Annotated in this window: 24 protein-coding genes; 9 read left to right on the top strand and 15 right to left on the bottom strand. The window is 38.4% G+C overall.

All coding sequences use genetic code 11. The features are described 5' to 3' along the window. From E1140_RS10850 to E1140_RS10840, 3 genes are all read left to right on the top strand, one after another. The coding region (locus E1140_RS10850) for a DUF1348 family protein (RefSeq protein WP_155183102.1) at positions 1–286 on the top strand (286 nt) is incomplete at its 5' end. Between the two features lie 12 nt (positions 287–298). After that, positions 299–1189, top strand: coding sequence for a helix-turn-helix domain-containing protein (locus E1140_RS10845; protein ID WP_343034225.1), 891 nt, complete (start codon positions 299–301; stop codon positions 1187–1189). After that, positions 1186–1740, top strand: a complete 555-nt coding sequence (locus tag E1140_RS10840) for an MOSC domain-containing protein (RefSeq protein ID WP_155183100.1) — start codon at positions 1186–1188, stop codon at positions 1738–1740. Before E1140_RS10845 ends, E1140_RS10840 begins: the two co-directional genes overlap by 4 nt. 67 nt (positions 1741–1807) lie before the next feature. On the opposite strand, the gene E1140_RS10835 is transcribed toward E1140_RS10840, so the two are convergent. The 4 genes from E1140_RS10835 to E1140_RS10820 form a co-directional block, all read right to left on the bottom strand. Next, positions 1808–2497, bottom strand: coding sequence for a hypothetical protein (locus E1140_RS10835; protein WP_155183098.1), 690 nt, complete (start codon positions 2495–2497; stop codon positions 1808–1810). A 152-nt stretch (positions 2498–2649) separates the two neighbouring features. Further along, positions 2650–5037: a ribonucleoside-diphosphate reductase subunit alpha gene (locus tag E1140_RS10830; RefSeq protein ID WP_155183096.1), complete on the bottom strand. Its 2388-nt coding sequence runs from the start codon at positions 5035–5037 to the stop codon at positions 2650–2652. Positions 5038–5079: 42 nt separating this feature from the next. Further along, positions 5080–6066, bottom strand: coding sequence for a ribonucleotide-diphosphate reductase subunit beta (locus tag E1140_RS10825; RefSeq protein WP_155183094.1), 987 nt, complete (start codon positions 6064–6066; stop codon positions 5080–5082). A gap of 371 nt (positions 6067–6437) precedes the next feature. Next, on the bottom strand, positions 6438–6947 hold the full coding sequence (locus E1140_RS10820) for a hypothetical protein (RefSeq protein ID WP_155183091.1): 510 nt from the start codon (positions 6945–6947) through the stop codon (positions 6438–6440). A 218-nt stretch (positions 6948–7165) separates the two neighbouring features. Between E1140_RS10820 and rplU the strand changes: the two genes are divergently transcribed. Then, the gene (gene rplU, locus E1140_RS10815) at positions 7166–7477 is read left to right on the top strand and encodes a 50S ribosomal protein L21 (RefSeq protein ID WP_155183089.1); all 312 of its coding nucleotides are present in this window, start codon (positions 7166–7168) and stop codon (positions 7475–7477) included. A gap of 9 nt (positions 7478–7486) precedes the next feature. After that, positions 7487–7750 (top strand): 50S ribosomal protein L27, encoded by a 264-nt coding sequence (gene rpmA / locus E1140_RS10810; RefSeq protein ID WP_155183087.1) that lies wholly within the window; start codon positions 7487–7489, stop codon positions 7748–7750. A 69-nt stretch (positions 7751–7819) separates the two neighbouring features. On the opposite strand, the gene E1140_RS10805 is transcribed toward rpmA, so the two are convergent. The 9 genes from E1140_RS10805 to E1140_RS10765 form a co-directional block, all read right to left on the bottom strand. Continuing rightward, the gene (locus E1140_RS10805) at positions 7820–8881 is read right to left on the bottom strand and encodes a mandelate racemase/muconate lactonizing enzyme family protein (protein ID WP_155183085.1); all 1062 of its coding nucleotides are present in this window, start codon (positions 8879–8881) and stop codon (positions 7820–7822) included. After that, the gene (locus E1140_RS10800; protein ID WP_155183083.1) at positions 8878–9957 is read right to left on the bottom strand and encodes an N-acetyltransferase DgcN family protein; all 1080 of its coding nucleotides are present in this window, start codon (positions 9955–9957) and stop codon (positions 8878–8880) included. The genes E1140_RS10805 and E1140_RS10800 overlap by 4 nt, the downstream gene beginning before the upstream one ends. Further along, complete coding sequence (locus E1140_RS10795; RefSeq protein WP_246202816.1) at positions 9947–11182, bottom strand: serine hydrolase; 1236 nt, start codon at positions 11180–11182, stop codon at positions 9947–9949. The genes E1140_RS10800 and E1140_RS10795 overlap by 11 nt, the downstream gene beginning before the upstream one ends. Further along, the gene (locus E1140_RS10790; protein WP_155183081.1) at positions 11179–11823 is read right to left on the bottom strand and encodes a peptidoglycan recognition protein family protein; all 645 of its coding nucleotides are present in this window, start codon (positions 11821–11823) and stop codon (positions 11179–11181) included. The genes E1140_RS10795 and E1140_RS10790 overlap by 4 nt, the downstream gene beginning before the upstream one ends. Continuing rightward, positions 11820–13055 carry a M14 family metallopeptidase gene (locus E1140_RS10785; RefSeq protein ID WP_155183079.1) on the bottom strand — a complete coding sequence of 412 codons (1236 nt, stop codon included), beginning with the start codon at positions 13053–13055 and terminating at the stop codon, positions 11820–11822. Before E1140_RS10785 ends, E1140_RS10790 begins: the two co-directional genes overlap by 4 nt. A 79-nt stretch (positions 13056–13134) precedes the next feature. After that, positions 13135–13755, bottom strand: a complete 621-nt coding sequence (locus E1140_RS10780) for a rhomboid family intramembrane serine protease (protein ID WP_155183077.1) — start codon at positions 13753–13755, stop codon at positions 13135–13137. A gap of 72 nt (positions 13756–13827) precedes the next feature. After that, positions 13828–15228, bottom strand: coding sequence for a dihydrolipoyl dehydrogenase (gene lpdA / locus E1140_RS10775; protein ID WP_155183075.1), 1401 nt, complete (start codon positions 15226–15228; stop codon positions 13828–13830). Between the two features lie 121 nt (positions 15229–15349). Then, positions 15350–16894: a 2-oxoglutarate dehydrogenase complex dihydrolipoyllysine-residue succinyltransferase gene (gene odhB, locus E1140_RS10770; RefSeq protein ID WP_155183073.1), complete on the bottom strand. Its 1545-nt coding sequence runs from the start codon at positions 16892–16894 to the stop codon at positions 15350–15352. Between the two features lie 25 nt (positions 16895–16919). After that, on the bottom strand, positions 16920–19643 hold the full coding sequence (locus E1140_RS10765) for a 2-oxoglutarate dehydrogenase E1 component (RefSeq protein ID WP_155183071.1): 2724 nt from the start codon (positions 19641–19643) through the stop codon (positions 16920–16922). Between the two features lie 259 nt (positions 19644–19902). Between E1140_RS10765 and E1140_RS10760 the strand changes: the two genes are divergently transcribed. From E1140_RS10760 to E1140_RS10745, 4 genes are read left to right on the top strand one after another with little or no spacing between them, the layout of a single operon-like run. Beyond that, a complete protein-coding gene (locus E1140_RS10760; protein ID WP_155183068.1) occupies positions 19903–20559 on the top strand; it encodes a 30S ribosomal protein S16 in 657 nt (218 codons plus the stop codon). A gap of 5 nt (positions 20560–20564) precedes the next feature. Beyond that, the gene (gene rimM / locus E1140_RS10755; RefSeq protein WP_155183063.1) at positions 20565–21089 is read left to right on the top strand and encodes a ribosome maturation factor RimM; all 525 of its coding nucleotides are present in this window, start codon (positions 20565–20567) and stop codon (positions 21087–21089) included. Between the two features lie 2 nt (positions 21090–21091). Continuing rightward, positions 21092–21775, top strand: a complete 684-nt coding sequence (trmD, locus tag E1140_RS10750; protein ID WP_155183104.1) for a tRNA (guanosine(37)-N1)-methyltransferase TrmD — start codon at positions 21092–21094, stop codon at positions 21773–21775. Positions 21776–21823: 48 nt separating this feature from the next. Next, a complete protein-coding gene (locus E1140_RS10745) occupies positions 21824–22648 on the top strand; it encodes a sensor histidine kinase (protein WP_155183060.1) in 825 nt (274 codons plus the stop codon). Positions 22649–22655: 7 nt separating this feature from the next. Here the strand turns inward: E1140_RS10745 and E1140_RS10740 are convergent, their stop codons facing one another. Further along, positions 22656–22868, bottom strand: coding sequence for a hypothetical protein (locus tag E1140_RS10740; RefSeq protein ID WP_155183057.1), 213 nt, complete (start codon positions 22866–22868; stop codon positions 22656–22658). Between the two features lie 3 nt (positions 22869–22871). Further along, on the bottom strand, positions 22872–23218 hold a 347-nt coding region (locus E1140_RS21475), incomplete at its 5' end, for a hypothetical protein (protein ID WP_185153529.1).

Here is a 23218-nt window from a genome sequence, read left to right as displayed (position 1 = left end):
AGAGTGGCGAAATCGCAATGAATTTTTGCGCGGGAGAGACGAGGTGAAAGCCTTTCTTTATCGTAAATGGCAAAAGGAATTTGACTATAAATTGAAAAAGGAGTTGTGGGGCTTTCGTGAAAATAGAATGGCCGTACAATTTGAGTATGAATTCCGTAATTCTAGTGGGCAGTGGTTCAGAGCCTATGGAAATGAGCTATGGGAGTTCGATGAAAATGGATTGATGCGAAAGCGCTTTGCAAGCATTAATGACCTGGCAATTGATGAAAGTGAACGTAAACTTTAAAATGACTGAATAGTGTTGAATATTGAGGACAATCTAACATTGGTTGATAAGCAAACCGACAACCTTGCGCTTAAGCTATTTTCATTTCAGGATTTGAGCCGGTTTGATCATGTTCAAAGGCTTAATTACTATTCACTGATTTGGTTGGATGAAGGCGAGGGAACCGTAAAGGCCGACTTCTCAGAGTTTCCATGGAAAGCGAATTGCCTGATGGCCTTTGCCCCATATCAGCCGTTTATGATCTCTAGTCCGGGGAAAGTAAAGGGCATCGTACTTAATTTTCATCCTGACTTTTTTTGCATTCATAAGCATCATGAAGCGGTGGCCTGCAATGGTGTTTTGTTTAATAATATTTACGAATCTCCAATTTTGGATTTAGACCAGTCTAGCTTAGATAAGATGGAAACAGTACTAGGGCAGATTAAAGAAGAAATGCTTAATGGAAAGCTGGCCCAATACGAATTGCTTGTCTCTTATTTGAAGATTCTTTTAATAAATGCCTCCAGAAAAAAGGTGGCGGAGATGCCTGATTCACAAGAGATAAAGGAAGCGGTTGATTCTGAGCCGTATATTTTAAAGAATTTAAAGCAGCATATTGAAGAGCATTTTAGAGATAAACATTCGGCTGGTGAATATGCCGAGATGCTAAATATATCTCCTAAGGCATTGGCCAAGGCCACTAAGAAGCACTTTAATAAAACAGTGACAGATCTAATTTCTGAACGGATCATAATCGAGGCCAAGCGGGAACTGTATTTGACCGGCAAGCAGGTAAAACATATTGCTTTGGAACTTGGCTATAAAGATGAATACTATTTCAGCAGGTTTTTTAAAAACTATACTGATGTTTCACCCCAGATGTATAGAGATACCGTTGGTTTTAACAAGGCGAATTTAGCATGATCATGGGGAAGGTGCTTTCTATTCAGGCCGGCCAACCAGCTACAGTTAGGTATGGTGGCCGGTTGGTAACTACCAGCATATTTAAGAAGCCTGTAGATGGACCAGTATCGGTAGGTCAACTTGGAATTGAAGGAGACACACAGTCTGATCTTAATGTGCATGGTGGTGTGTATAAGGCAGTCTATGCCTATTCATATGAGTATTATAAATGGTGGAAAGAGCATTACCCTCAATTTGAATACAGCTATGGAGCTTTTGGAGAAAATCTGACCATTTCAGGACTTCAGGAAAGCGAAATAAATATTGAGGATATCTATAAAATTGGCACTGTAGTTATGCAAGTGACGCAGCCCCGATCCCCATGTTTTAAGTTAGGGGTTAAGTTTGATGATCCTAAAATGACGTCTTATTTCTATAAGAGTCAGAAGTTTGGCTTCTATCTGAAAGTTCTTGAGGAGGGCATTATAAAACCAGAAGATGAAATTGAGCTTTTGTCAAAAGGTGACGGAAAAAGCATAGCTCAAATAGTGAAAGAGCAGGTTTCTTTTTGAATTTAGATAATTATTGCTCTTTTGTATGGCTATAAAATGAGTCTAACATTTCTGGTCGCATATCCTATTATTCTATATTGCCAGTAGTAGCCTGGACTTCTTTTGCAGCTTTTAGAACCCAATTTTCGATTGGTTCTTTACTTATTTCATCCATAACTGCTTTTTTCAGTTTTTCTAATTTCTTGTTAAGGTTGCCAATGACAATTTCTGCTAATTCTTTTATTTTAACAAGATTTTCAATCGAAGAGGAGAAGGCCCTAAGTCCTTCATAACCAAGCTTAGTAGATATTGTATACTCATCTTCAGTTGGGTAAAAGTACAATTTGGCTACTATGTATTCATTAGAATTTTCAGTTCCATGAGCTAGATAATTATGTCTGATTTCAATCAATTCATCATGAATGTTCAGAGTGTCATCTCCTGCTCCTTTTAGGTGATCCCTTTTTTCTAGTTTTCCAGTCGTCTTTCCTCTGCTATTGTCCGCAAAACATTTTGCATATGTGAAAATCAATGAGAAATACAGGCTTTGTCTGGTCAATCTATCATGATTACTTAAATTTCCCTCTTTAAAACTTTTCTTAGATTCTATTTCATGTAGCAGTTCACAGCATTCAATTACATAATTTAGGTCCTCTTTGGCTCTTATAAAATGGGCAAATTGGCGAGCTTTTTCGAAATTCAAGGTCAACGATAAAGTCTGGTTTGAATTTGTACTAACTTCTTGAAGTTTATCTTTAATAGGCTTCTTTTTATCCATCTGATATTGATTAGAGCAAATACAAAGTGTTTGTTATGGTCTGTAATGTATATTCTAAATTATAGTTAAAATTTTTCGCACTGAATAAAAAAACCCTGACTCGGTCGAAACCAAATCAGGGTTTATCAAACTAAACTAGCAATTAAAAAGAATCAACTTCCGCAAGCCTCGCACTCGTCAGGGTTGTCCAGAGAACAAACCATATCCGCTTGTTTTTGTGCAAGATCAGCTTGAGAAGCATCAGCGTTAGCTGCAGCAGGTTGTGCTTTAGCAGTTTTCTCAACAGTAAACTGGATAGCACTGGTTGCCGCTTTAGATCTTAAGTAGTACATACCTGTTTTAAGGCCTTTCTTCCATGCATAAAAGTGCATTGAAGTCAGCTTACCAAAATTAGGATCCTGAATGTGGATGTTCAAGCTCTGGCTTTGGCAGATATAAGCGCCTCTATCAGCAGACATATCGATAATTGACTTCTGAGAAATTTCCCAAACAGTTTTGTACAGGTCTTTAATATGTTGAGGGATCTCAGGAATGTTCTGAACAGAACCATTAGCTTCTATAAGCTTGTTCTTCATGGTGTCATTCCAAAGTCCTAATTCAATAAGATCTCTCATTAAATGTTTGTTGGCGATAATAAACTCACCAGACAATGTTCTTCTTGTATAGATATTAGAAGTATAAGGCTCGAAGCACTCATTGTTACCCAATATCTGAGAAGTAGAAGCGGTAGGCATAGGAGCCAATAGTAATGAGTTTCTTACTCCGTTCTTCTTCACCTCTTTTTTCAGGCTATCCCAGTCCCATCTTCCAGACTTAGGTGTTACACCCCACATGTCAAACTGGAAGATACCTTTAGATACCGGAGATCCTTTGAAAGTCTCATAAGGTCCATCTTTAGTAGCCAGCTCCATAGAAGCTTCCATGGCTGCGTGGTAGATAGTTTCATGAATATCTGTATTCAATCCTTTAGCTTCATCAGACTCAAAAGGCATTTTTAGCAACAAAAACGCATCTGCTAATCCTTGTACACCTATACCAATAGGTCTGTGACGCATGTTAGATGTTTCAGCCTCTTTTACAGGGTAGTAGTTGATGTCTATTACCTTGTTAAGGTTTTTGGTGATCACCTTAGTGATGTCATGAAGCTTCTGATGATCAAAAGTTCCTTCTTCAGTAACAAACATCGGCAATGCGATAGAAGCAAGGTTACAAACCGCTACTTCCTCAGGAGAAGTGTACTCCATTATCTCAGTACACAAGTTACTAGACTTTATGGTACCTAAGTTTTTCTGGTTAGACTTCTTGTTAGCCGCATCTTTATATAAGATGTAAGGCGTACCAGTTTCTATTTGCGCTTCTAATATTTCAAACCAAAGGTCCTGAGCTTTTACCTGCTTTCTGTATTTGCCTTCGTTCTCGTACTTAGCATATAGCTTCTCAAATTCATCACCATAAGCGTCAGATAATCCCGGACACTCATTAGGGCAGAATAGAGACCACATTTCGTTATTCTCAACACGCTTCATGAATAGATCAGAAAGCCACATTGCGTAGAATAAGTCTCTTGCTCTAAGCTCTTCTTTACCGTGGTTCTTTTTCAGATCAAGGAATGCGAAGATATCAGCATGCCAAGGCTCAAGATAGATAGCGAAGCTACCTTTTCTTTTACCACCACCCTGATCAACATAACGAGCGGTCATATCAAAGTTTCTAAGCATTGGCACGATACCGTTAGATACGCCACCTGTTCCTTTAATATAAGAACCTGTAGCTCTTACATTATGGATACTAAGACCAATACCCCCAGCAGACTGAGATATTTTAGCACACTGCTTTAATGTATCATAAATACCATCGATGCTGTCATCCTGCATGGTCAATAAGAAGCAAGATGAAAGTTGTGGTTTAGGAGTACCAGCGTTAAATAAAGTAGGAGTAGCGTGAGTAAACCACTTCTCAGAAAGAAGGTTGTAAGTTTCTATCGCTGCGGCCATATCATCTTGATGGATACCAACAGCCACACGCATTAATAGGTGTTGTGGTCTTTCTACAATCTTACCATCAGCTTTCATCAGGTAAGAGCGCTCTAATGTTTTAAACCCAAAGTAGTCGTAGCTAAAATCCCTATCATAAATGATAGATGAATCCAATAACGCAGCGTTTTTCTTAATAACCCCATAAACCTCTTTCGAAATTAACGGTGCGTTCTCTCCTGTTTTAGGATCTACATAAGTGTAAAGTCTTTTCATGGTATTGCTGAATGACTTGCTCGTAACCTTGTGGAGGTTAGAGATAGCAATACGGGCAGCCAGCTTGGCAAAATCCGGGTGCTTGGTAGTCAGGGAGGCTGTAGTTTCAGCAGCCAGGTTATCCAACTCTACCGTGGTAACACCATCATAAATACCATTAATTACCTTTTTGGCAATATCTATAGGCTCGATATAATTCATATCAAGGCCATAGCATAATTTCTCTATTCGGGAGGTGATCTTGTCGAACTTAACGGACTCCCTTCTTCCGTCTCTTTTAACTACTAACATAACTTTGGGGTGATTTGGAGGTTATTAAAAAAGTTTAAAAAATTAAAAATCTTCATCTAAAGAGAATTTAGGACTATCATCGTTACCCTTCATCACACCGGCTTTCTGATAATCACCTACTCTCTTTTCAAAAAAATTGGTTTTACCTTGTAGTGAGATCATTTCCATAAAATCAAATGGATTAGAAGCTCCGTAGATTTTCTTTCCTATCAATTCATTCAATAATCTATCAGCTACAAATTCAATATATTGACACATCAACTCAGCATTCATCCCGATAAGGTTTACAGGTAGAGCATCAGTTACAAAATCCTTTTCTATAGACACGGCATCTTGAATCATGCCGATAATAGTTTCTTCAGGAAGTTTGTTCTCAACATGGTTGTTATATAACAAACAAGCAAAATCACAGTGAAGTCCTTCATCACGTGATATCAATTCATTGGAAAAAGTTAACCCTGGCATTAAGCCTCTTTTCTTTAACCAGAATATAGAGCAAAAGCTACCAGAGAAGAAGATGCCTTCAACTGCAGCAAAAGCAATCAATCTTTCCTGAAAATTACCTTCATCAATCCAACGTAAAGCCCAATCTGCCTTTCTCTTCACACAGTCCATAGTTTCTATGGCGTTGAAAAGTTTGTCCTTTTGAGCGTTGTCTTTTACATAAGTATCGATCAATAAAGAGTATGTTTCAGAGTGGATGTTCTCCATGGCAATTTGAAAACCATAGAAGAATTTAGCCTCTGTATATTGAACCTCAGAAACGAAATGCTCGGCAAGGTTTTCATTTACGATACCATCACTGGCAGCGAAGAATGCTAACACATGCGATATAAAGTGACGCTCATTGTCAGTAAGATTTTCCCAATCTTTAAGATCTTGTCCAAGATCTATTTCTTCAGCAGTCCAAAAGCTGGCTTCAGCTTTCTTATAATACTCCCATATGTCATCATGCTTAATGGGAAATAGTACAAATCGACTATTGTTTTCTTGTAAGATAGGTTCTGTACCAACGGCTGTTTCACTCATTTCTCTCTCAGGTTTTTACTTTAAAATTTATTTAAGAGCTCAGATGCGTTTTAACTGCGATATGCTGTCTCTTAGGTTTTTATTGAATTCGACTCAAAAAGTTACACTAGGACTGTGAGTCGCTATTGGTTTTCTGTATCTGCCAATAGGTCACACAAATATTGATAAACCACACATAAAATCAAAGTAGGAGTAAGCAAGTGAAGAAGGCTTTATTGAATGCATATAATTAACTGTATATCAATTAATTAGATGTGTAATTTTAATTATGACTTAGCCCTAAATTGGCCGCAAATGCAGATAAAAATTTATCGAAAAGTTTTCCACACGGGCAAGCAATATCAACACCTGAGTGTGGATAGAATCTTACATTATTCTGGTTGTTTAAACAGTCTTGTTTTAAGGTCCTGAGGGAGGTATTCTATCAGGGGATTGCCCGTTTTGTCATACCATTCTGAAGGGGCGTAATAGGTGCCAGAACTGGTAGGATCATCGTACTTAGTGTACTTTCCTGAGCGAGTTCCGTTAGATAGAGCTGCTGAAACTGAGCTCCTTACCTTCATTTTATCCAAGTCTGGTTCGTTTTCTATAATGTAGTCAACGGCCTCATTTGAAGTAATAAGCTTACCGATAAAGTCCTGATAATAGGCGATTTTACGTGTCCAGGGCCAGTTTTTGCTATAGGCGAAGTTCTTCTTATCGAACTCAGAATAGTCGTGATTCTCACTAAATATGGGCATACTGGTGAGGTTGCTGATGTGGTTTTCTATTTCTAGAATTTCACGCTTAAATTCCTCGATTCTGTTCTCTAATTGACCCTTTCGCTCAGTTAATGCCTTGATGTAGAGGTCGGCATACTTTTCTGGAACATTAAACTTCATTTAGGCTATTTATGTGTTATTTTGTATTGCTAGCGAAGATAAATTATAAAATCAAGCAATACAAGCAAATGTTGCAAGCGAAGCAAGCAAATGATTAAAAACGAACAAAATGCAAGCAGAATGGCAAAATATGAAGGTTTAACTATTTTGCAGTAATACATTTGATAATTACCAGTATTAAATTATCTTTGCAGTCCTATTTTTAAAAAGTAAGTTAAATGTACGCAATAGTTGACATAGCCGGAAAGCAGTTCAAAGTAACGCAAGACCAGTTCGTTTATGCCCCGTTAATGGCAGGCGAAGAAGGCGCTTCCGTAGAATTCGACAAAGTGTTATTGGTAGACAATGACGGAAAAGTCGAAGTTGGTGCACCATTAGTTAAGGGCGCCAAGGTTTCAGGAAAAATTCTTGGACACGTAAAAGGTGACAAAGTAGTTGTCTTCAAAAAGAAGAGAAGAAAAGGCTACAAGAAAAGAAATGGTCACAGACAAGATTTTACTAAAGTTTTAATCGAAGGTATTTCTAAATAAGAGAACAACATGGCACACAAAAAAGGAGCGGGTAGTTCGAAAAACGGTAGAGAGTCGGAAAGTAAACGACTTGGAGTTAAGATATTTGGCGGCCAGGCTGCCATCGCAGGTAATATCATTGTAAGACAAAGAGGAACAGCTCATCACCCAGGTACTAACGTGGGAATGGGTAAAGATCATACTTTGTTTGCTTTGAAAACTGGTATCGTAACTTTCAAAAAAGGAAGAAACAACAGATCTTTTGTATCTGTGGAAGAGATTGCTGAAGCTTAAGTTTCAGATAACTTAACAAAAAAGCCTTCTGATAATTTTCAGAAGGCTTTTTTTATGCTAAACCGTTAGTTAATGGCCTGTTACACCAAGGCCACTCTTGCCGGTTAATGTCATCCAGCCATCTTTGATTTCAAACCCACCAGATACCACATCTTCAACAAGGTCAAGATTACCATCCAAATCAAGATATTTAGTATTAGTATAACTTAATGCAGTATGCAATGCAGCACTGATGCTAATTGCAGATTCATTGTTACAGCCCCACATCAATGTTGTATCTGATGCTTCAGCTATTGTAGCGATTTGCCTTGCCGGGTAGATTCCCCCTGATTTCATGAGTTTGATATTAAAAATGCTACCAGCGGCAGGAGGCGAGGCCAGGACAAATGCATCCTTAGGATTAATCAAGCTTTCATCCATCGCAATCACCTGCTTGATGTTATCTGGTAAGTTCTTGAATTCAGCAATAGCCTTAGCAGCGATGGGCTGTTCAATAAACTCAATGTTATCAGCGGCAGTTTCTTTAAAGAACTTGGTAAGGTCAGCAACACTGTATCCTTGATTAGCATCTACACGAATCAGAAATTCATCTTTATATACTTCACGGAGCTTCTTCATTCGAGCAATATCCACATCTACATCATCACCGGTTTTCACTTTCAAAATTCTAAACCCCATACCATAATATTCTTTAGCCTCTTCAAGTGTGTCAGCTACGTTTTTAATACCAATGGTAATAGAGGTAGGAAGTGATTTAATTTTTTGACCGAGAAATGATGCCAGTGGAATATCGAGGTATTGAGTGAATGCATCATGTACGGCTATGTCCAATGCCGCTCTGGCAGCTGGGTTTTTTGGCAGCTTCTCCTGAATGTCATTAAGAATACTATAAAACTGTCGGATATCTCTGCCAACAATGAAGTCAACCTTATTCAATTCTTCCATTGTTGAAGTAAGGTTCTCTTTCACAACATATTCACTAGGATTTCCTGAACCTCTGCCAACTATACCATTTTCAAGTTCAATTTCAACGATCGCATTATTGACAACGCTTACAGTTTTAAAAGCAATCTTGTAAGGTCGGCTGTTACCTAAATCTTTGAGGTAAACGTTGATGTTTTTAATTTTCATTTCAATCGCTGTTTTATAATCTCCACAATTGTTGACATGCCATCATCAAGAGGAAGAATGACTGGCAACCCTGTTTCTTTACTTATTTCTTCTTTTGCCTCCAGGGCCTGTTCTTTAGTTAACCCCATGGTGTTTATTCCAATGGCAATGGTCTCTACCCCATACATTTTAAGCAGCTCTAGCTCACTGGATACATCTGGTATTTCCTTTCCATACTCAACAAGATCTTTATAATATTTTCTTCCTGGAGCGTGCATGAGTACTACGGCATCCAGCTCACACGATATTATGAATTCTGACCCGCATGGTCCGCATGGGTTGCGCAGTGAAGACTGCCCTTCAAGTATAATGACTTCAGACTTTTCATTTTCCCAGCATTCGTACACGGCATGTTCTAATTCGCCAGAGATAAAATCATTAGGTGTGGCATCGAAAATAAAGCCGTACTTACCTCCCTGTAGCCAACCAGTTTGACCAGTATAAACCATGTGGGCCCTGATATTTTCCTTTATTAACGCATTGACAAGTAATTTGCTTGATGTACGTTTTCCCATGGCACAATCAGTACCTAAAAGGCCGATTTTCAGGCTTTTTACTTCTTTGATTTTTCCAGTCCAGAAATGCAACTCTTTGAAAGACCGGGGCTTTCTTATGTCATAAATATTACCACCATTCAATTTTGTGATTGATGCAAATTCTTCAATCTCACCCAGCACTTCATGTAATCCATTGATGATACTAATGCCCATTTTTAGGCAATCTTTAATGGTTGGGTAAAATTCCTTAGGCAGAATACCGCCTTTTGCTGTCATGCCTATTATCGCATACTGTGGTTTATCAGTACTTTGAGTCAATGCTAGAATGCTATCAAAAACGGGTATTGCTCTGTTGTTTCCATCAAGCACTTCACCGGCATCTTGTCCTGCAGAAACTTCGTCAATGACGCCCAATATCTTAAATCTATCGGACTGACGGATTAAACCATGGGCTGTCTTTGCTTTAATGGTATTTAGCAACCCTCCGGTAATGATGCAAGCTGTTCCTTCGATTGCATCAAAAGGCAAATTATTGATCATATGTAGTTCTGAATCTTGATAAATCTGGTTGAAATATTCTTTTCCTTTTTAACTCATAATCATATATCAGTCTGCCCAGATTTTCCATGAAAGGCATGCCCACCTCATCATATTCATAAACTCCATCATTGTAGATCTGATTGTTGTTGACTGAAATTACAGCTGAAAGTAAGAATTCTATGCCATTATCAAAATCAATAATTAAAGCATTATCTATCAGATAGCCATAGGCCTGCCCAATCTTGTTATAGATTCTGATATTTTCAGGTATTTTATCTTTTGTACCATACATCAAAAATTTGCAATAGCCATCTGGTAATGAATCAGCCTTATAATCAGGATAGGATGTTTCATTAGGTAGCTGAGACATGTATTGGTAAAGGAAACGGTAGTCTTCTTTTTTTAGATTGAACTTGCTATCCGAGTTTGGAAACATCACATCTTGGAGCATGCCCTGAAGATCAGCCAGAGGAATCCAGTTTTTATAGGTGAAGTTAAAGGGTTCATTAACCAAACTGTCCGATCCATTGATGTACCCAACACCTTTTAATATTTCATTTTTTGGAGTATAACTCCAATTACTATTGGTTAATGGCTGACTATAAATTGTACTGTCACCATTTGTAAATTGTACTGGATTAGTATGCATATTTTCATCTCTTGAAAGTGCTATTGATAGTCTGTGTTGGATAACAGTATTATCAAACCCCTTTTCTGTTAGTTTCTGATGAATGTATTCTGGGCCAAGGAATTCATAAAGCCTGTTATACGCGTCATTATCACTTACCACAAAAATCTTTTTGATATAATGCTCAATGCTGGGAAGGCCATTGGCTGATGCAGAATCGGTAGCCACAGGGCTCTGGCCACTGTAAGCACTGTCTGTCAACATAGTGCTTTCTTTTGTCAAGCCATCAATGCCTAATTCATTTAATTTTTCTAATGCTAGAAAAGCGATAGGCATTTTAACCGTGCTGGCAGGATAGAAGTATTGTTTAGAATCTAACTGATAATTGAATGATTTGAATTGAGGATTGTTTGCAGAATCACGATTTATCTGTGTGTATAATATCTGCACTTCATAGTTTGGGTTGTTCAATATGTCACCAAACTTCTCTTTGTCTGTCTTCATTAAATTCTCGACAAGATTTTCATCTTCTACAATATCTTGTTGGCAGGAAGCAAATATCATAATGAAGACTAATGATAATATTGAACGAATCATTTTTGAGGAGCTTTTTTAAGTTTTATATTTAATTGATCATGTAGCCGGTTGATGAATTCTTCACCAACATCATCTTTCTCAGTTAGATAGGAGGCATCTTTTTCTAGCCATAGTTCGTGACCTATGAAGCTTTCATACTGATCATGACCAATGAGGTATTCGATATCATACTTTTTAGAAAGATAGTTCGCCAATTTAAGGTTAGACTCAAACTGAGCTTCAGTTAAAGGCAGGTCAGTACCATTAGCAATGTTTTCAATGCCGATGGCACTGTAGTTAAGCCCAATCACATGCCTGGAAAAAGTGGTTTCTGGTAGCAGCTGATAGATAGTGCCATCCCGGTCAATTACAAATTGTGAAGAAACATTCAGGCTACTGGCTGCTTGTATATTGGCTCTTGTGGAAGGGAGCACAGAGGGATTGAAAGCTTCGAAAGTTTCTTCGAGTGTCGGTATCACCGTCCAGTGAATTACTATTATTTTAGGATCAATAACGGGTTCTTCAACCTCCAAGCCATAATGATCCTTTATGTACTGTAGAGAGAGTTCCTTCCGTTCCTCATCAAAGGTTATGGGCTTGTCAATAATCTCAATGTTCTGACATGACCATAGGACAAGCGCAGTAAAAAAAAGCTTTTTCATTCGTGATGTTTGTCGATAAGAAGTTTCATAAACAGTTGAGCTGAGACTTTGCCTTTTTCTTTAATAAAGTCTCTAGGGGTATCATCACCAACTTCATAGGTCACACCTTCAGCTTTAAACTCCTGCAAAAACCAGTTCTTTGAGACTGGTGAAGCAGAACCGCCATCTTCTTCGGTAATTGACTCATCTGGAAATGCAGCTTTTAATTGCTGCACCCATTTCTTTACCACCCCTTTTTCTGATGAATAAGTTTCTTCATTAAAAGTATATAGCAAATCCTCATGGGTAGAATGAAAATCAAGTCCTAGAACTACTTTCATATTTAGCTCTTTGACCCGCTCATGAATGTATTTTTGAAATTGATCAATCTCCGGCTGATTATAAAATTGCCAGTCGCGGTTAAGGTCAACACCACCGGTATTATGGCGCCAGTGACCGTTATCAACACCATCTGGATTCAACATAGGCACTATAATAATCCCAAATTCCTTTCTGAATTCCTTTGAAAGGTCTGATTCTGAAAGTAGCTCACCTACAAAGGACTGCATGGCCATATAACCTGTAACCTCAGGTGGGTGCTGACGGCTAATGACAATCAAAAGAGGTTTCTTTTTTCCCAGTCCAATTTCAAGGGCATTCATATCCACACCCTTTTTACTTTGGCCTATAAGATGCTTAGTTACTAAAGCACTCTTTGATATGTCTTCGACAAAAGCAGCATTGTAGGAAGATGTTCTCAATTCCTGAGCTGATACCCATAGGTATTCTTTGTCAAGGTTTAATTTAAGCACAGCACTATCTTCGGGCCAAACAGTAATAGCAGTGCTGTCTATAGCGCTCCATTTGATGCCGTCCTTGCTTACATCAGGGTAGTATCTGTGTCTGCCATCTTTATATTTTAAATGAATATAAATCTCTTTTGGTATTTCTGACTTTAGTTTGAATGAGTACCACGGGCTCATATTTATAGGAGCATTTTCCGGCTCTATATTGATCCGGTAAACTGAGTCATTAAGCTGTGAGAAGCCATTGAGCCTTGCACCATCAAATTCATTATTGGCGGTAACATCACCAATGGTAAATGACCCTTTTTCCTGATAGGTTATGGGTTTAGATTTAGTATTTGTAGAACCTGGCGGGTCGTAGGACAGCGGTGTGCCTACTTTTTTTGATGATGCACAGGAGTATAAAACAAATGCAGCAATGAATAATTGCAGGGTAGTTCTGATCATAACCTTAAATTATAAAATTATGATCAAATAAAAATTTGAATTCTAAGTGGTCAGCTTATTTGGTTATGAACGGTAGTCCTTAAAAAAGTGAGAAATTACTTAGCTGCTCAATAAAGTTTGGAATAACACCAGGTACAGCAATGATGGTGAATGCAATTCCAAAGAGGCCTCCGTATAAGTGAGCATCATGGTTGATATTCCCATGGCCTTTTTTGCCCATATAAAAGGAATACACAATGTAGAGTGCTCCCCAAATGAAACCAGGAAAACATAATAAACCATATAAACAGAGATCTTGCGTAGGATCGAAAATGATAAAGCTGAAAAGGAGTGATGATACGCCCCCTGATGCTCCAAGCGCATTGTAATAAGGAGCATCTTTGTGTTTAATGAATGAAGGTATATCTGACACAATAATTCCCAAGAGGTACATAAGGACATATAACACAATGCCCATTGTTCCATAGATGGCAAAAAAGATATTCTCTACATAAGTTCCGAACATGTATAAAACGAACATGTTGAAGAGTAAATGCAGCATGTCACCATGTATAAACCCAGAGGTAATAAACCTGTGATATTCTTTATCCCTAATTATGATATAGGGATTAAACATCAATCGGCTTTTTAGCGTCGGATTGTTGAAAGCGTTAAAGCTAATTAATCCTGTTACAATGATGATGATTAGAGTTACAGACATTAGGCAATGGATTTAAGACATAAGATGCAAGACTAATGAATCTTACATCTTATGTCTCATGTCTTGATACTTTTATATGTGTATCGGTCTGTTTTCTGTTGCTGCAAGGCATGCTTCTTTAACAGCCTCCATGTATGTTGGGTGCGCATGAGACATTCTGGAGACATCTTCTGCTGCAGCACGATATTCCATGGCTGTAACGCCAGCAGCTATCATATCAGCGGCTCTGGCTCCAATAATGTGCATGCCTAAAATCTCATCAGTGTTTTTATCAGCTAATACTTTTACCAGGCCGTCAACATCCATACTGGCTCTGGCTCTACCCAAAGCTTTGAATGGAAATGAACCTACTTTATAAGCAACACCACTTTCTTTTAACTCTTCCTCTGTGTGACCAACACTAGCCACTTCCGGCCAGGTGTAAACTACTCCCGGAATTAACTTATAGTTGATATGAGGTTTTTGACCAGCTAGCTGTTCAGCTACCATAGTTCCTTCCTCTTCAGCTTTGTGTGCCAACATGGCTCCGCGAACAACATCACCAATAGCATAGATATTATCAACTTTAGTTTTAAGGTGATCGTCTACAGCTATTCTTCCTCTTTCGTCAGTAGATAGGCCTGCAGCTTCAAGGTTCAGTCCGTCAGTGTATGGACGTCTTCCAATAGCCACTAAACAGTAGTCACCTTTGATTTCTACCTGCTCGCCTTTTTTATTCTCTGCTTTAACAATTACCTCTTTACCTTTATTTTCAATAGCAGTTACCTTGTGGCTTACTTTACAATCGATACCTTGCTTTTTAGCTACTTTGGTGAGCTCTTTGGCCATTGTACCATCCATGGTTGGGATGATCTTATCCATATACTCAACCACTGTAACTTGTGATCCAATTCGGGCATAAACTGAACCTAGCTCCATGCCAATAACTCCCCCACCAATTACAATAAGATGTTTTGGAATTTCTTTCAGCTCTAAAGCTTCAGTACTAGTGATAATCCTCTTCTTGTCAATTTTAGCAAAAGGTAAAGACGAAGGTTTTGAACCAGTAGCAATGATTACCTTATCTGTGGTGATCTGTGTAGCATCACCTTTATCAGGAGTAATTTTGATAGTGTTTTTATCTACAAATGAACCAAACCCATGATGAACATCGATTTTGTTCTTTTTCATCAGATAGTCAATTCCATCGCACGTCTGTTTAACAACAGAAGCCTTTCTTTCAATCATTTGCTTGAAATTAACTTTTGGCTTGGCGATATCTATACCATGTTCAGTAAAGTGATTTACGGCATTGTAGTAATGCTCAGAGCTATCTAAAAGTGCCTTTGACGGAATACATCCTACATTTAGACAAGTTCCACCAAGGGTGCTGTACTTTTCTATAAGTGCAGTTTTAAATCCCAATTGGGCACATCTTATTGCTGCCACATATCCACCAGGGCCTGAACCAATAACCGTTACATCGTATTGCATTTCTTTAGTTTTTAGTATTTAGTACTAAGTACAAAGTAGTTAGTAATTAGTAGTCAGAATTTTGGAAAATCGTATTTGGCACCTAGTCTGACTACTGACTACTAAATACCAAATACTATCACTAAACTCCCAACATTAATCTTGAAGGATCCTCCAATAGTTGTTTTACTCTTACTAAGAAGCTTACTGACTCACGACCATCAATAATTCTGTGATCATATGATAGAGCTAAGTACATAACAGGTCTAACCTCTACCTGCCCATTAATGGCTACGGGTCTTTCAACAATGTTGTGCATTCCTAAAATTGCGGATTGAGGGGCATTGATAATAGGGGTAGACAACATAGAACCGAAGATTCCGCCATTGGTAATAGTGAATGTACCACCTTGCATCTCTTCAATGCTCAATTTGCCATCTCTGGCTTTTTTAGCCAAACGAACTACTTCGCTTTCTATTCCTTTGAAGTCAAGTGACTCTGCATTTCTGATAACTGGTACAACCAATCCTTTTGGAGAACTTACAGCAATAGAGATATCACAATAGTCATGATAAACCATTTCATTGCCATCTATTGCGGCATTAACTGCAGGCCATTCTAACAATGCCTGGCAGCAGGCTTTGGTGAAGAAAGACATAAAGCCTAAGCCTACACCATGTTTTTCTTTGAACTGCTCCTTATATTTTGATCTTAAATCCATGATAGGCTTCATATCTACTTCGTTGAAAGTAGTTAACATGGCCGTTTCATTTTTCACAGATACGAGACGTCTTGAGATTGTTCTTCTCAAGCTAGACATCTTTTCTCTACGCTCGTCTCTTGCTCCTCCGGTTGGAATTGCAGGAGCAGCTGAGTCATCAGAAGAAGCTTGAGGTTTTGCAGCAGGCGCTGATTTTTGTGCCTTTTCTGCATCTTCTTTAGTTATGCGTCCGTCCACTCCTGTACCTTTTATAGTACTTGGATCGATTCCCTTTTCACTTAATATTTTAGCTGCTGCCGGAGATGCATGTCCTGTTGCATAGGTTGTATCTCCTGAAGGAGCTGAGCTTGAAGATGTATCAGCTGCTGGCGCAGAAGCTTTACTTCCGCCAGATGCAGGTGCACCAGTCATCACTTCAATATCGCATATTTTAGCACCTATTTCAAGGGTGTCACCTTCCTGAGCTATGATTTTCAAAATTCCATTGGCCTCTGCAGGCAGTTCGAATGTTGCTTTGTCAGATTCTACCTCAGCAATGATCTCATCAAGAGCTACAAAATCACCATCTTCTTTAAGCCATGTAGAGATAGTAACCTCAGTAATTGACTCACCTACTGCAGGCACAATCATGGTTTTAATTTCTCCTGTTTTTTCAGGACCAGAGGCACTTTCAGTCTTAGGCTCACTGTCCTTTGAAGCGGCAGGTGCTGATGAAGGGGCACTTCCAGCGGCATCTGTATCAATTGAACAAATGACAGTACCAATATCAATAGTTTCACCTTCTTCTACTTTTATAGAAAGCTTACCGGCTTTTTCTGCTGGTAATTCGAAAGTGGCTTTGTCTGATTCCAACTCAGCAATAATTTCGTCTTGCTCTACTATGTCACCATCTTTTTTAAGCCATGTGGCGATGGTCACTTCGGTGATTGACTCACCTACCTCTGGAACTTTAATGTCTAAACTCATTTTATTAATAGTTTATTAAGTCTTTTTATTTTTCAAATGCTTTGGCAACAATAGCAGCCTGCTCTTTTTTGTGAACCTTAGAATAACCAGTAGCTGGTGAAGCACTAGATTTTCTTGAAATCACACGCATCTTCACATCAGTTAATATTCTTAACAAATAGGTCCAATAGCCCATATTTTCAGGTTCTTCCTGAACCCATACAATTTCTGCATCACCATATTTCTTGATCAAAGCATCAAATTGCTTTCTTGGGAATGGGTGCAATTGCTCTATTCTAACAATAGCCACATCTTTAGTTTTACTAGCCTGCTGCTCTTCCAACAAGTCAAAGTAGACTTTGCCAGTACATAGCAGTACCCGTCTTATCTTCTTGGCAGTTGCGTAGGTATCGCCAATGATTTCCTGAAATCCTCCTTTGGTAAAATCTTTCAGTGGAGAAACCACTAAAGGATGTCTCAATAAAGATTTAGGAGAGAAGTTAACGCATGGTTTTCTGAAATTCCAGGTCACTTGCCTTCTTAGCATATGGAAGAAGTTGGCGGGAGTTGTAATATTAGTTACAATCAGATTCTCCTCTGCAGCAAGCTGTAAAAACCTTTCTGGTCTTGCATTGGAGTGCTCCGGACCCTGACCTTCATAACCATGAGGCAGTAGCATCACCAAACCATTCATTCGCTGCCATTTAGATTCAGCACTTGTTATAAACTGGTCGATCATTACCTGAGCCCCATTGGCGAAGTCACCAAACTGTGCCTCCCAGATAACAAGGGCATTTGGCGTGGCCATAGCGTAGCCATATTCAAAACCTAACACACCAAACTCTGAAAGTAAGGAGTTGTAGATTCTAAAAGGCTGCTGACCTTTATCTATATGATCAATATTGCAATATGACTCATTGGTGTTAGCGTCAAATACCACAGCATGTCTGTGCGAGAATGTTCCTCTTTTAACATCTTGTCCCGACATACGCACTATTTTACCATCATTCAAAATAGAGCCATAAGCTAAAAGCTCGGCATCTGCCCAGTTGATTTCTTTTTTGTCAAAGAAATTGGCTTTACGGTCTTTAATTAGCTTGTCAATCTGCTTCAAAGGCTTGAAACCTTTAGGCAACGTGGTTAAAGCAGTAGCCACCTTATCTATTGTAGTCTGGGTAACTGATGAATCTGGTGATTTATCAAAGTCTTTGGTGGTCGCTCTTTTTAGCTGCTCCCATTCCTCTTCTATCTTTTGAGGCTTGTACGGTAAAGGCTTTTGTTTAACCTCTGTTAATCTGTCCTGTAATAAATTCTTGAAATCAGTTTCAATCTTCGCAATTTCAGATTCGTTGATGTCACCTCTTTCTGTTAAGGTTTTTACATAGATCTCTCTAGGATTAGCATGCTTGGCAATAAGGTTATACAACTTAGGTTGCGTAAACTTAGGCTCGTCTGCCTCATTATGCCCATGACGTCTGTAGCATAAAAGGTCAATGAAAATATCCTTTCCAAACGTTTGATTGTATTCAACAGCTAAATTAGAAGCAAATACCACTGCCTCAGGATCATCACCATTAACATGAAGAACTGGAGCATCAATAATTTTGGCAATATCAGTACAGTAGATGCTTGATCTTGCATCATCATAATCAGTAGTGAAACCAACCTGGTTATTAATTACAAAGTGAATTGTTCCTCCGGTTCTGTAGCCAGGAAGCTCGGACATCTGTACTATTTCATAAACAATACCCTGACCTGCAACTGCGGCATCACCGTGTATTAAAACAGACAAGGCCTTTTTAAGGTCTCCATCATATTCGTCATCAATCTGGCCACGAACATAACCTAACACTAAAGGATCTACCGCTTCAAGGTGTGAAGGGTTGGGTGTTAATTTTACATAAACGCCTTTATCTGATGGAGTTTTTATTTTACTTGAATATCCCAAATGGTATTTAACATCACCATCACCCATGGTAAGGTCAGGGTCAGTTGTACCTTCAAATTCACTAAATATCTCTTCATAGGTTTTTCCCATGATATTGGCCAGCACATTTAAACGACCTCTATGCGCCATTCCTATGACTACCTCTTTTACGTCAAATTCAGCTGCTTTATTTATAATTCCATCAAGCGCAGGAATAGTGTTTTCACCACCTTCTAAGGAGAATCTTTTCTGACCCAAGAATTTGGTATGCAAGAAGTTCTCGAATGTAACCGCTTCATTAAGCTTCAGCAGAATTCTCTTTTTAGTAGAGTTTTCAGGGTTAATATCAACACCTTCTTTTTCACACTTCTTCTTAAACCAGTCTAAAATCTCGCCATCACGAATATGCATATACTCATATCCGATGTGTTTTAGGTATATAGAATCGAGTGTATCAATGATCTTTTTTAAAGATGCTTTCCCAATTCCTATTTCTGCACCAACTTCAAATTCCGTATTTAAGTCAGCATCTGTTAGACCAAAGTCTTTATAGGATAGTTTTACATTATGATCACGTCTCTGACGAACAGGGTTAGTGTCCGACTTAAGATGTCCACGTGATCTGTACGCGTGTATTAGGTTCCTTGCTTGTGTATCTTTGGAAGAAAGACCAGCAGTCTCACCAGGCAATCCATCTTCACCGTATTTTTGTAATGAAAACTCGAAGCCTTCAAAAAACTTTTGCCAGGTTTCGTCAACGGAGGAAGGATCTGATTGGTAAGATTTGTAGAGCTCATCTATATAACTTCCATGAGCATTGGAGATGTAGGAATATTTATCCATTGGTTGTGTTTGTACAATTACAAAACAAATGTAGTTAAGTGAAATATAATAAAAAAACTGTATAAGCGTGTAAACAAATATAACTGTAAATCAGCTAATTAGCCTATTTCGTGTGCATGGGTGCTATTCTATCTAGGAGATAGGGCATATAACACCTTGATATTTAATTGGTAATGGTATTGAAATTCAGAAAAAACATTATCTTTGCACCTCATTTTAAAGACGGACGTGTTCCGCATTTTAAAACATATAACAAAAAATGTCAGTAAAAATTAGATTAACGCGCAGAGGGCGCAAAAGTCAGGCAATTTACGATGTAGTCGTAGCAGATGCCCGCTCACCACGAGATGGTAAATTTATCGAGAAGATTGGGAGATATAATCCCAATGTGAATCCTGCTTTTATAGAGCTGGATGAAGGCAAAGCTTTTGATTGGGTAATGAAAGGTGCACAACCTACAGATACTGTAAGAGCAATGCTATCTTACCGAGGAGTAATGTACAAGAAGCATTTACAAGTTGGTGTTAACAAAGGAGCTATCACTCAAGAAGAAGCTGATAAGAAATTCGCTGCATGGCAGGAAGAGAAGTTAGCTAAAGTTGAAGCTAAGAAAGACAACCTTGCTAAAGATACTGCTAGCAAAGCAAAAGCTAGAAAAGAAGCAGAGGAGAAAGTTAAAGAGGCTAGAGCTGAAGCTTTAAGAAAGAAAGCTGAAGAATTAAATGCTAGCGCTGAGGAAGCTGAAGCACCAGCTGCAGAGGCTACTGAAGAAGTGGCAGAAGAAGCTGCTGAAGTAGAAGCTCCGGCTGCAGAAGCACCAGCTGAAACTCCAGAGGCGAAAACAGAAGAAGCTCCAGAAGCTAAAGCTGAGGAGACTCCTGAAGCACCTGCTGAAGAAGAGAAAAAAGAAGAATAGTCGACATGAATATTGATGCGTGCTATCAATTAGGCTACGTTATCAAGAAACATGGCGTCAAAGGTGAGGTCAGCGTTTTATTAGACGTTGATTTTCCTGAAGAATATTCAGAATTGGAATCAGTTTTTGTTGAAATCAACCAAAAACTGGTTCCTTTTTTTATTGAATCCATCCAGATAAGGGATGATAAGGCGGTCATCAAGTTTGAAGATATTGATGACGGACCGTCTGCGGATGAACTCAAGGCAAAAAGAGTTTTCCTTCCTCTTTCTACATTACCTGATCTCGAGCCTGGGAAATTTTATTATCATCAGGTGGTCGGTTATACAGTTAAAGACCTAACGCTCGGTGAAGTAGGAACAATCATGGGAATTTTCACGTCTAATATGCAGGATCTGATCACTGTTGACCATAATGGAACGGAAATCCTTATTCCTATTAACGATGACATTGTTCATGATGCAGATCATGAGAATAAAATATTGAATGTAGATCTGCCCGAAGGGCTGATGGACGTATATTTGTCTTGATGATGCACATTGATATTATAACCTGCCTTCCTAAGCTTTTGGAGAGCCCTTTTGGTGACTCTATACTATTGCGAGCCCAAACTAAAGGGTTGGTCGAGGTGAATGTTCATGACCTTAGAGGTTATTCTAAAGATAAGCATCACAAGGTAGATGATTATGCGTTCGGTGGTGGGGCCGGTATGGTTTTAATGATGCAGCCTGTGGTTGACTGCATCAATGCGCTTAAGGAACAGCGTGAATATGACGAGATTATATATATGAGCCCTGATGGAGAGCAGTTTTCCCAGGCCATAGCTAATGAATTGTCATTAAAGGGAAATATTATGATTCTTTGCGGGCATTATAAAGGTGTAGATGAAAGAATTAGAGAGCACTATATAACTAGAGAGATTAGCATAGGCGACTATGTTTTATCGGGTGGCGAATTGGCTGCCGCTGTAGTGTCTGATGCAGTTATCAGGTTGTTGCCAGGGGTATTAGGAGATGAAACTTCTGCGCTCACTGACTCATTTCAAGACGGTTTAGTAGCACCACCAGTTTATACAAGGCCTGCAAATTTTGAAGGAATAGAGGTGCCGGATATTCTTTTGTCGGGACACGAAAAGAAAATAGAAGAATGGCGTTTTGAGCAGGCTGTTGAGCGCACTAAAAAGAGGAGACCAGATCTTTTTAACTCCTCTAAATAAAAACAAAAGGCATTTGGATTGTTATACAATAAGTATAATAAAATTCGAATGACAGAGTCAGAAATAAACTATAAAAACCTACTTTCTGAGAGGGAGCGTGATCTTGAAGATAGGAATGAGGAGCTAGAGGCACAACACGAAGAGCTAACGGCTGCTGTTGAGGCAATGATCAAGAAGAATGATTATCTTGAGAAGACACTCGAAGAGCTACACATCCGAAATAACGAAATAGAGCAGATAGTATATAGAAGTAGTCATGACTTAAAGTCTCCAATCACCTCTTTAGATGGTCTTTTAATGCTTATGGAGACTGATCAAGGTAATCTCAATGACTATTTATTGAAGGCAAAAATGGCTTCGAATAATATGAAGCATATTTTGCAAATGATGGTGTTATACAGTAATTCTTTGGTAAGCGATTTGGCTTTTGAAACCATAACTATTAATGATTTATGGGAGCAAGTGAATTACGAGCTTCAACAAATAGATGGTTATGATTCTGTCAAAATTTCATTCGATAAAAACAAAAGGGAATTTTCTGGTGATGTAGCACGCCTTAAGATGATTTTGTTCAATCTGATCAAGAATGGTATTGATTTTAAAAACAAATCTAATGCCCGTATAGAAGTTAGATTTAATTTCAGGTCTGAGTGTTTAAAAATTCAAGTTGCAGACAATGGAATTGGAATTCCGAACGACTTACAATCTGATATATTTAAAATGTTTTTTCGAGGTAGTAATTCCTCCAAAGGATCTGGTTTAGGACTCTATTTATCAAAAAGAGCAGTGGAACTAATGGAGGGTAAAATCAATGTGGTTAGTTCTGAAAATATAGGAACTACGATAACAGTCGAATTACCTTTAAAGAAGTAAGGAGGACTTATTTTTGTCCTCCTTTTTTTAAAGATAGCTTCTCAATTTTTTGAATGTACTTTACAGAATCAGCCAACATGTGTTTTTGAGAAGAGATAACCTCCTCAAGATAAACCACACGCGCCTCTAATTCCTCAACCCTTTTATCACACTTTGTTTCCAGTAGTTTGATTTTATCAATTGCCTGGTGCAACAGAGCTTCTATTTCTTCACTGGTCATTATTTAATTATTGATGGCGTCTTCCAGATTTGCTGAATAAGCTATATCCATTAGGTTAAACTTTCCTTTTGGATACTTCTCCGCGATTTGCTCACGCCCAATTTTTACACTTTGCTTAAATACAGGGTCATTAGGCAAAATTTTTCTATGTGTTTTTAGCCCCTTACTATACATCTTTTCTTTCCATTCTACAAAATACCATTCCATTGATGGTTGATGAAAAACACTGAGTTTAGTTTTATCAAACACGAGTTTTTTAATTTGTTTTTTCTCAACCAAATCTCCGATGTATTCGAAAATTTTTTTGAATTCGTCAATGGTTATATAGGTGCCCGTTGCCCTTACTAAGG

The organism is Fulvivirga lutimaris (assembly GCF_009711525.1).
Lineage (GTDB): Bacteria > Bacteroidota > Bacteroidia > Cytophagales > Cyclobacteriaceae > Fulvivirga > Fulvivirga lutimaris.
Note: the sequence above shows the minus strand (reverse complement) of the source record. Positions and strands in the feature narration are given on the sequence as shown.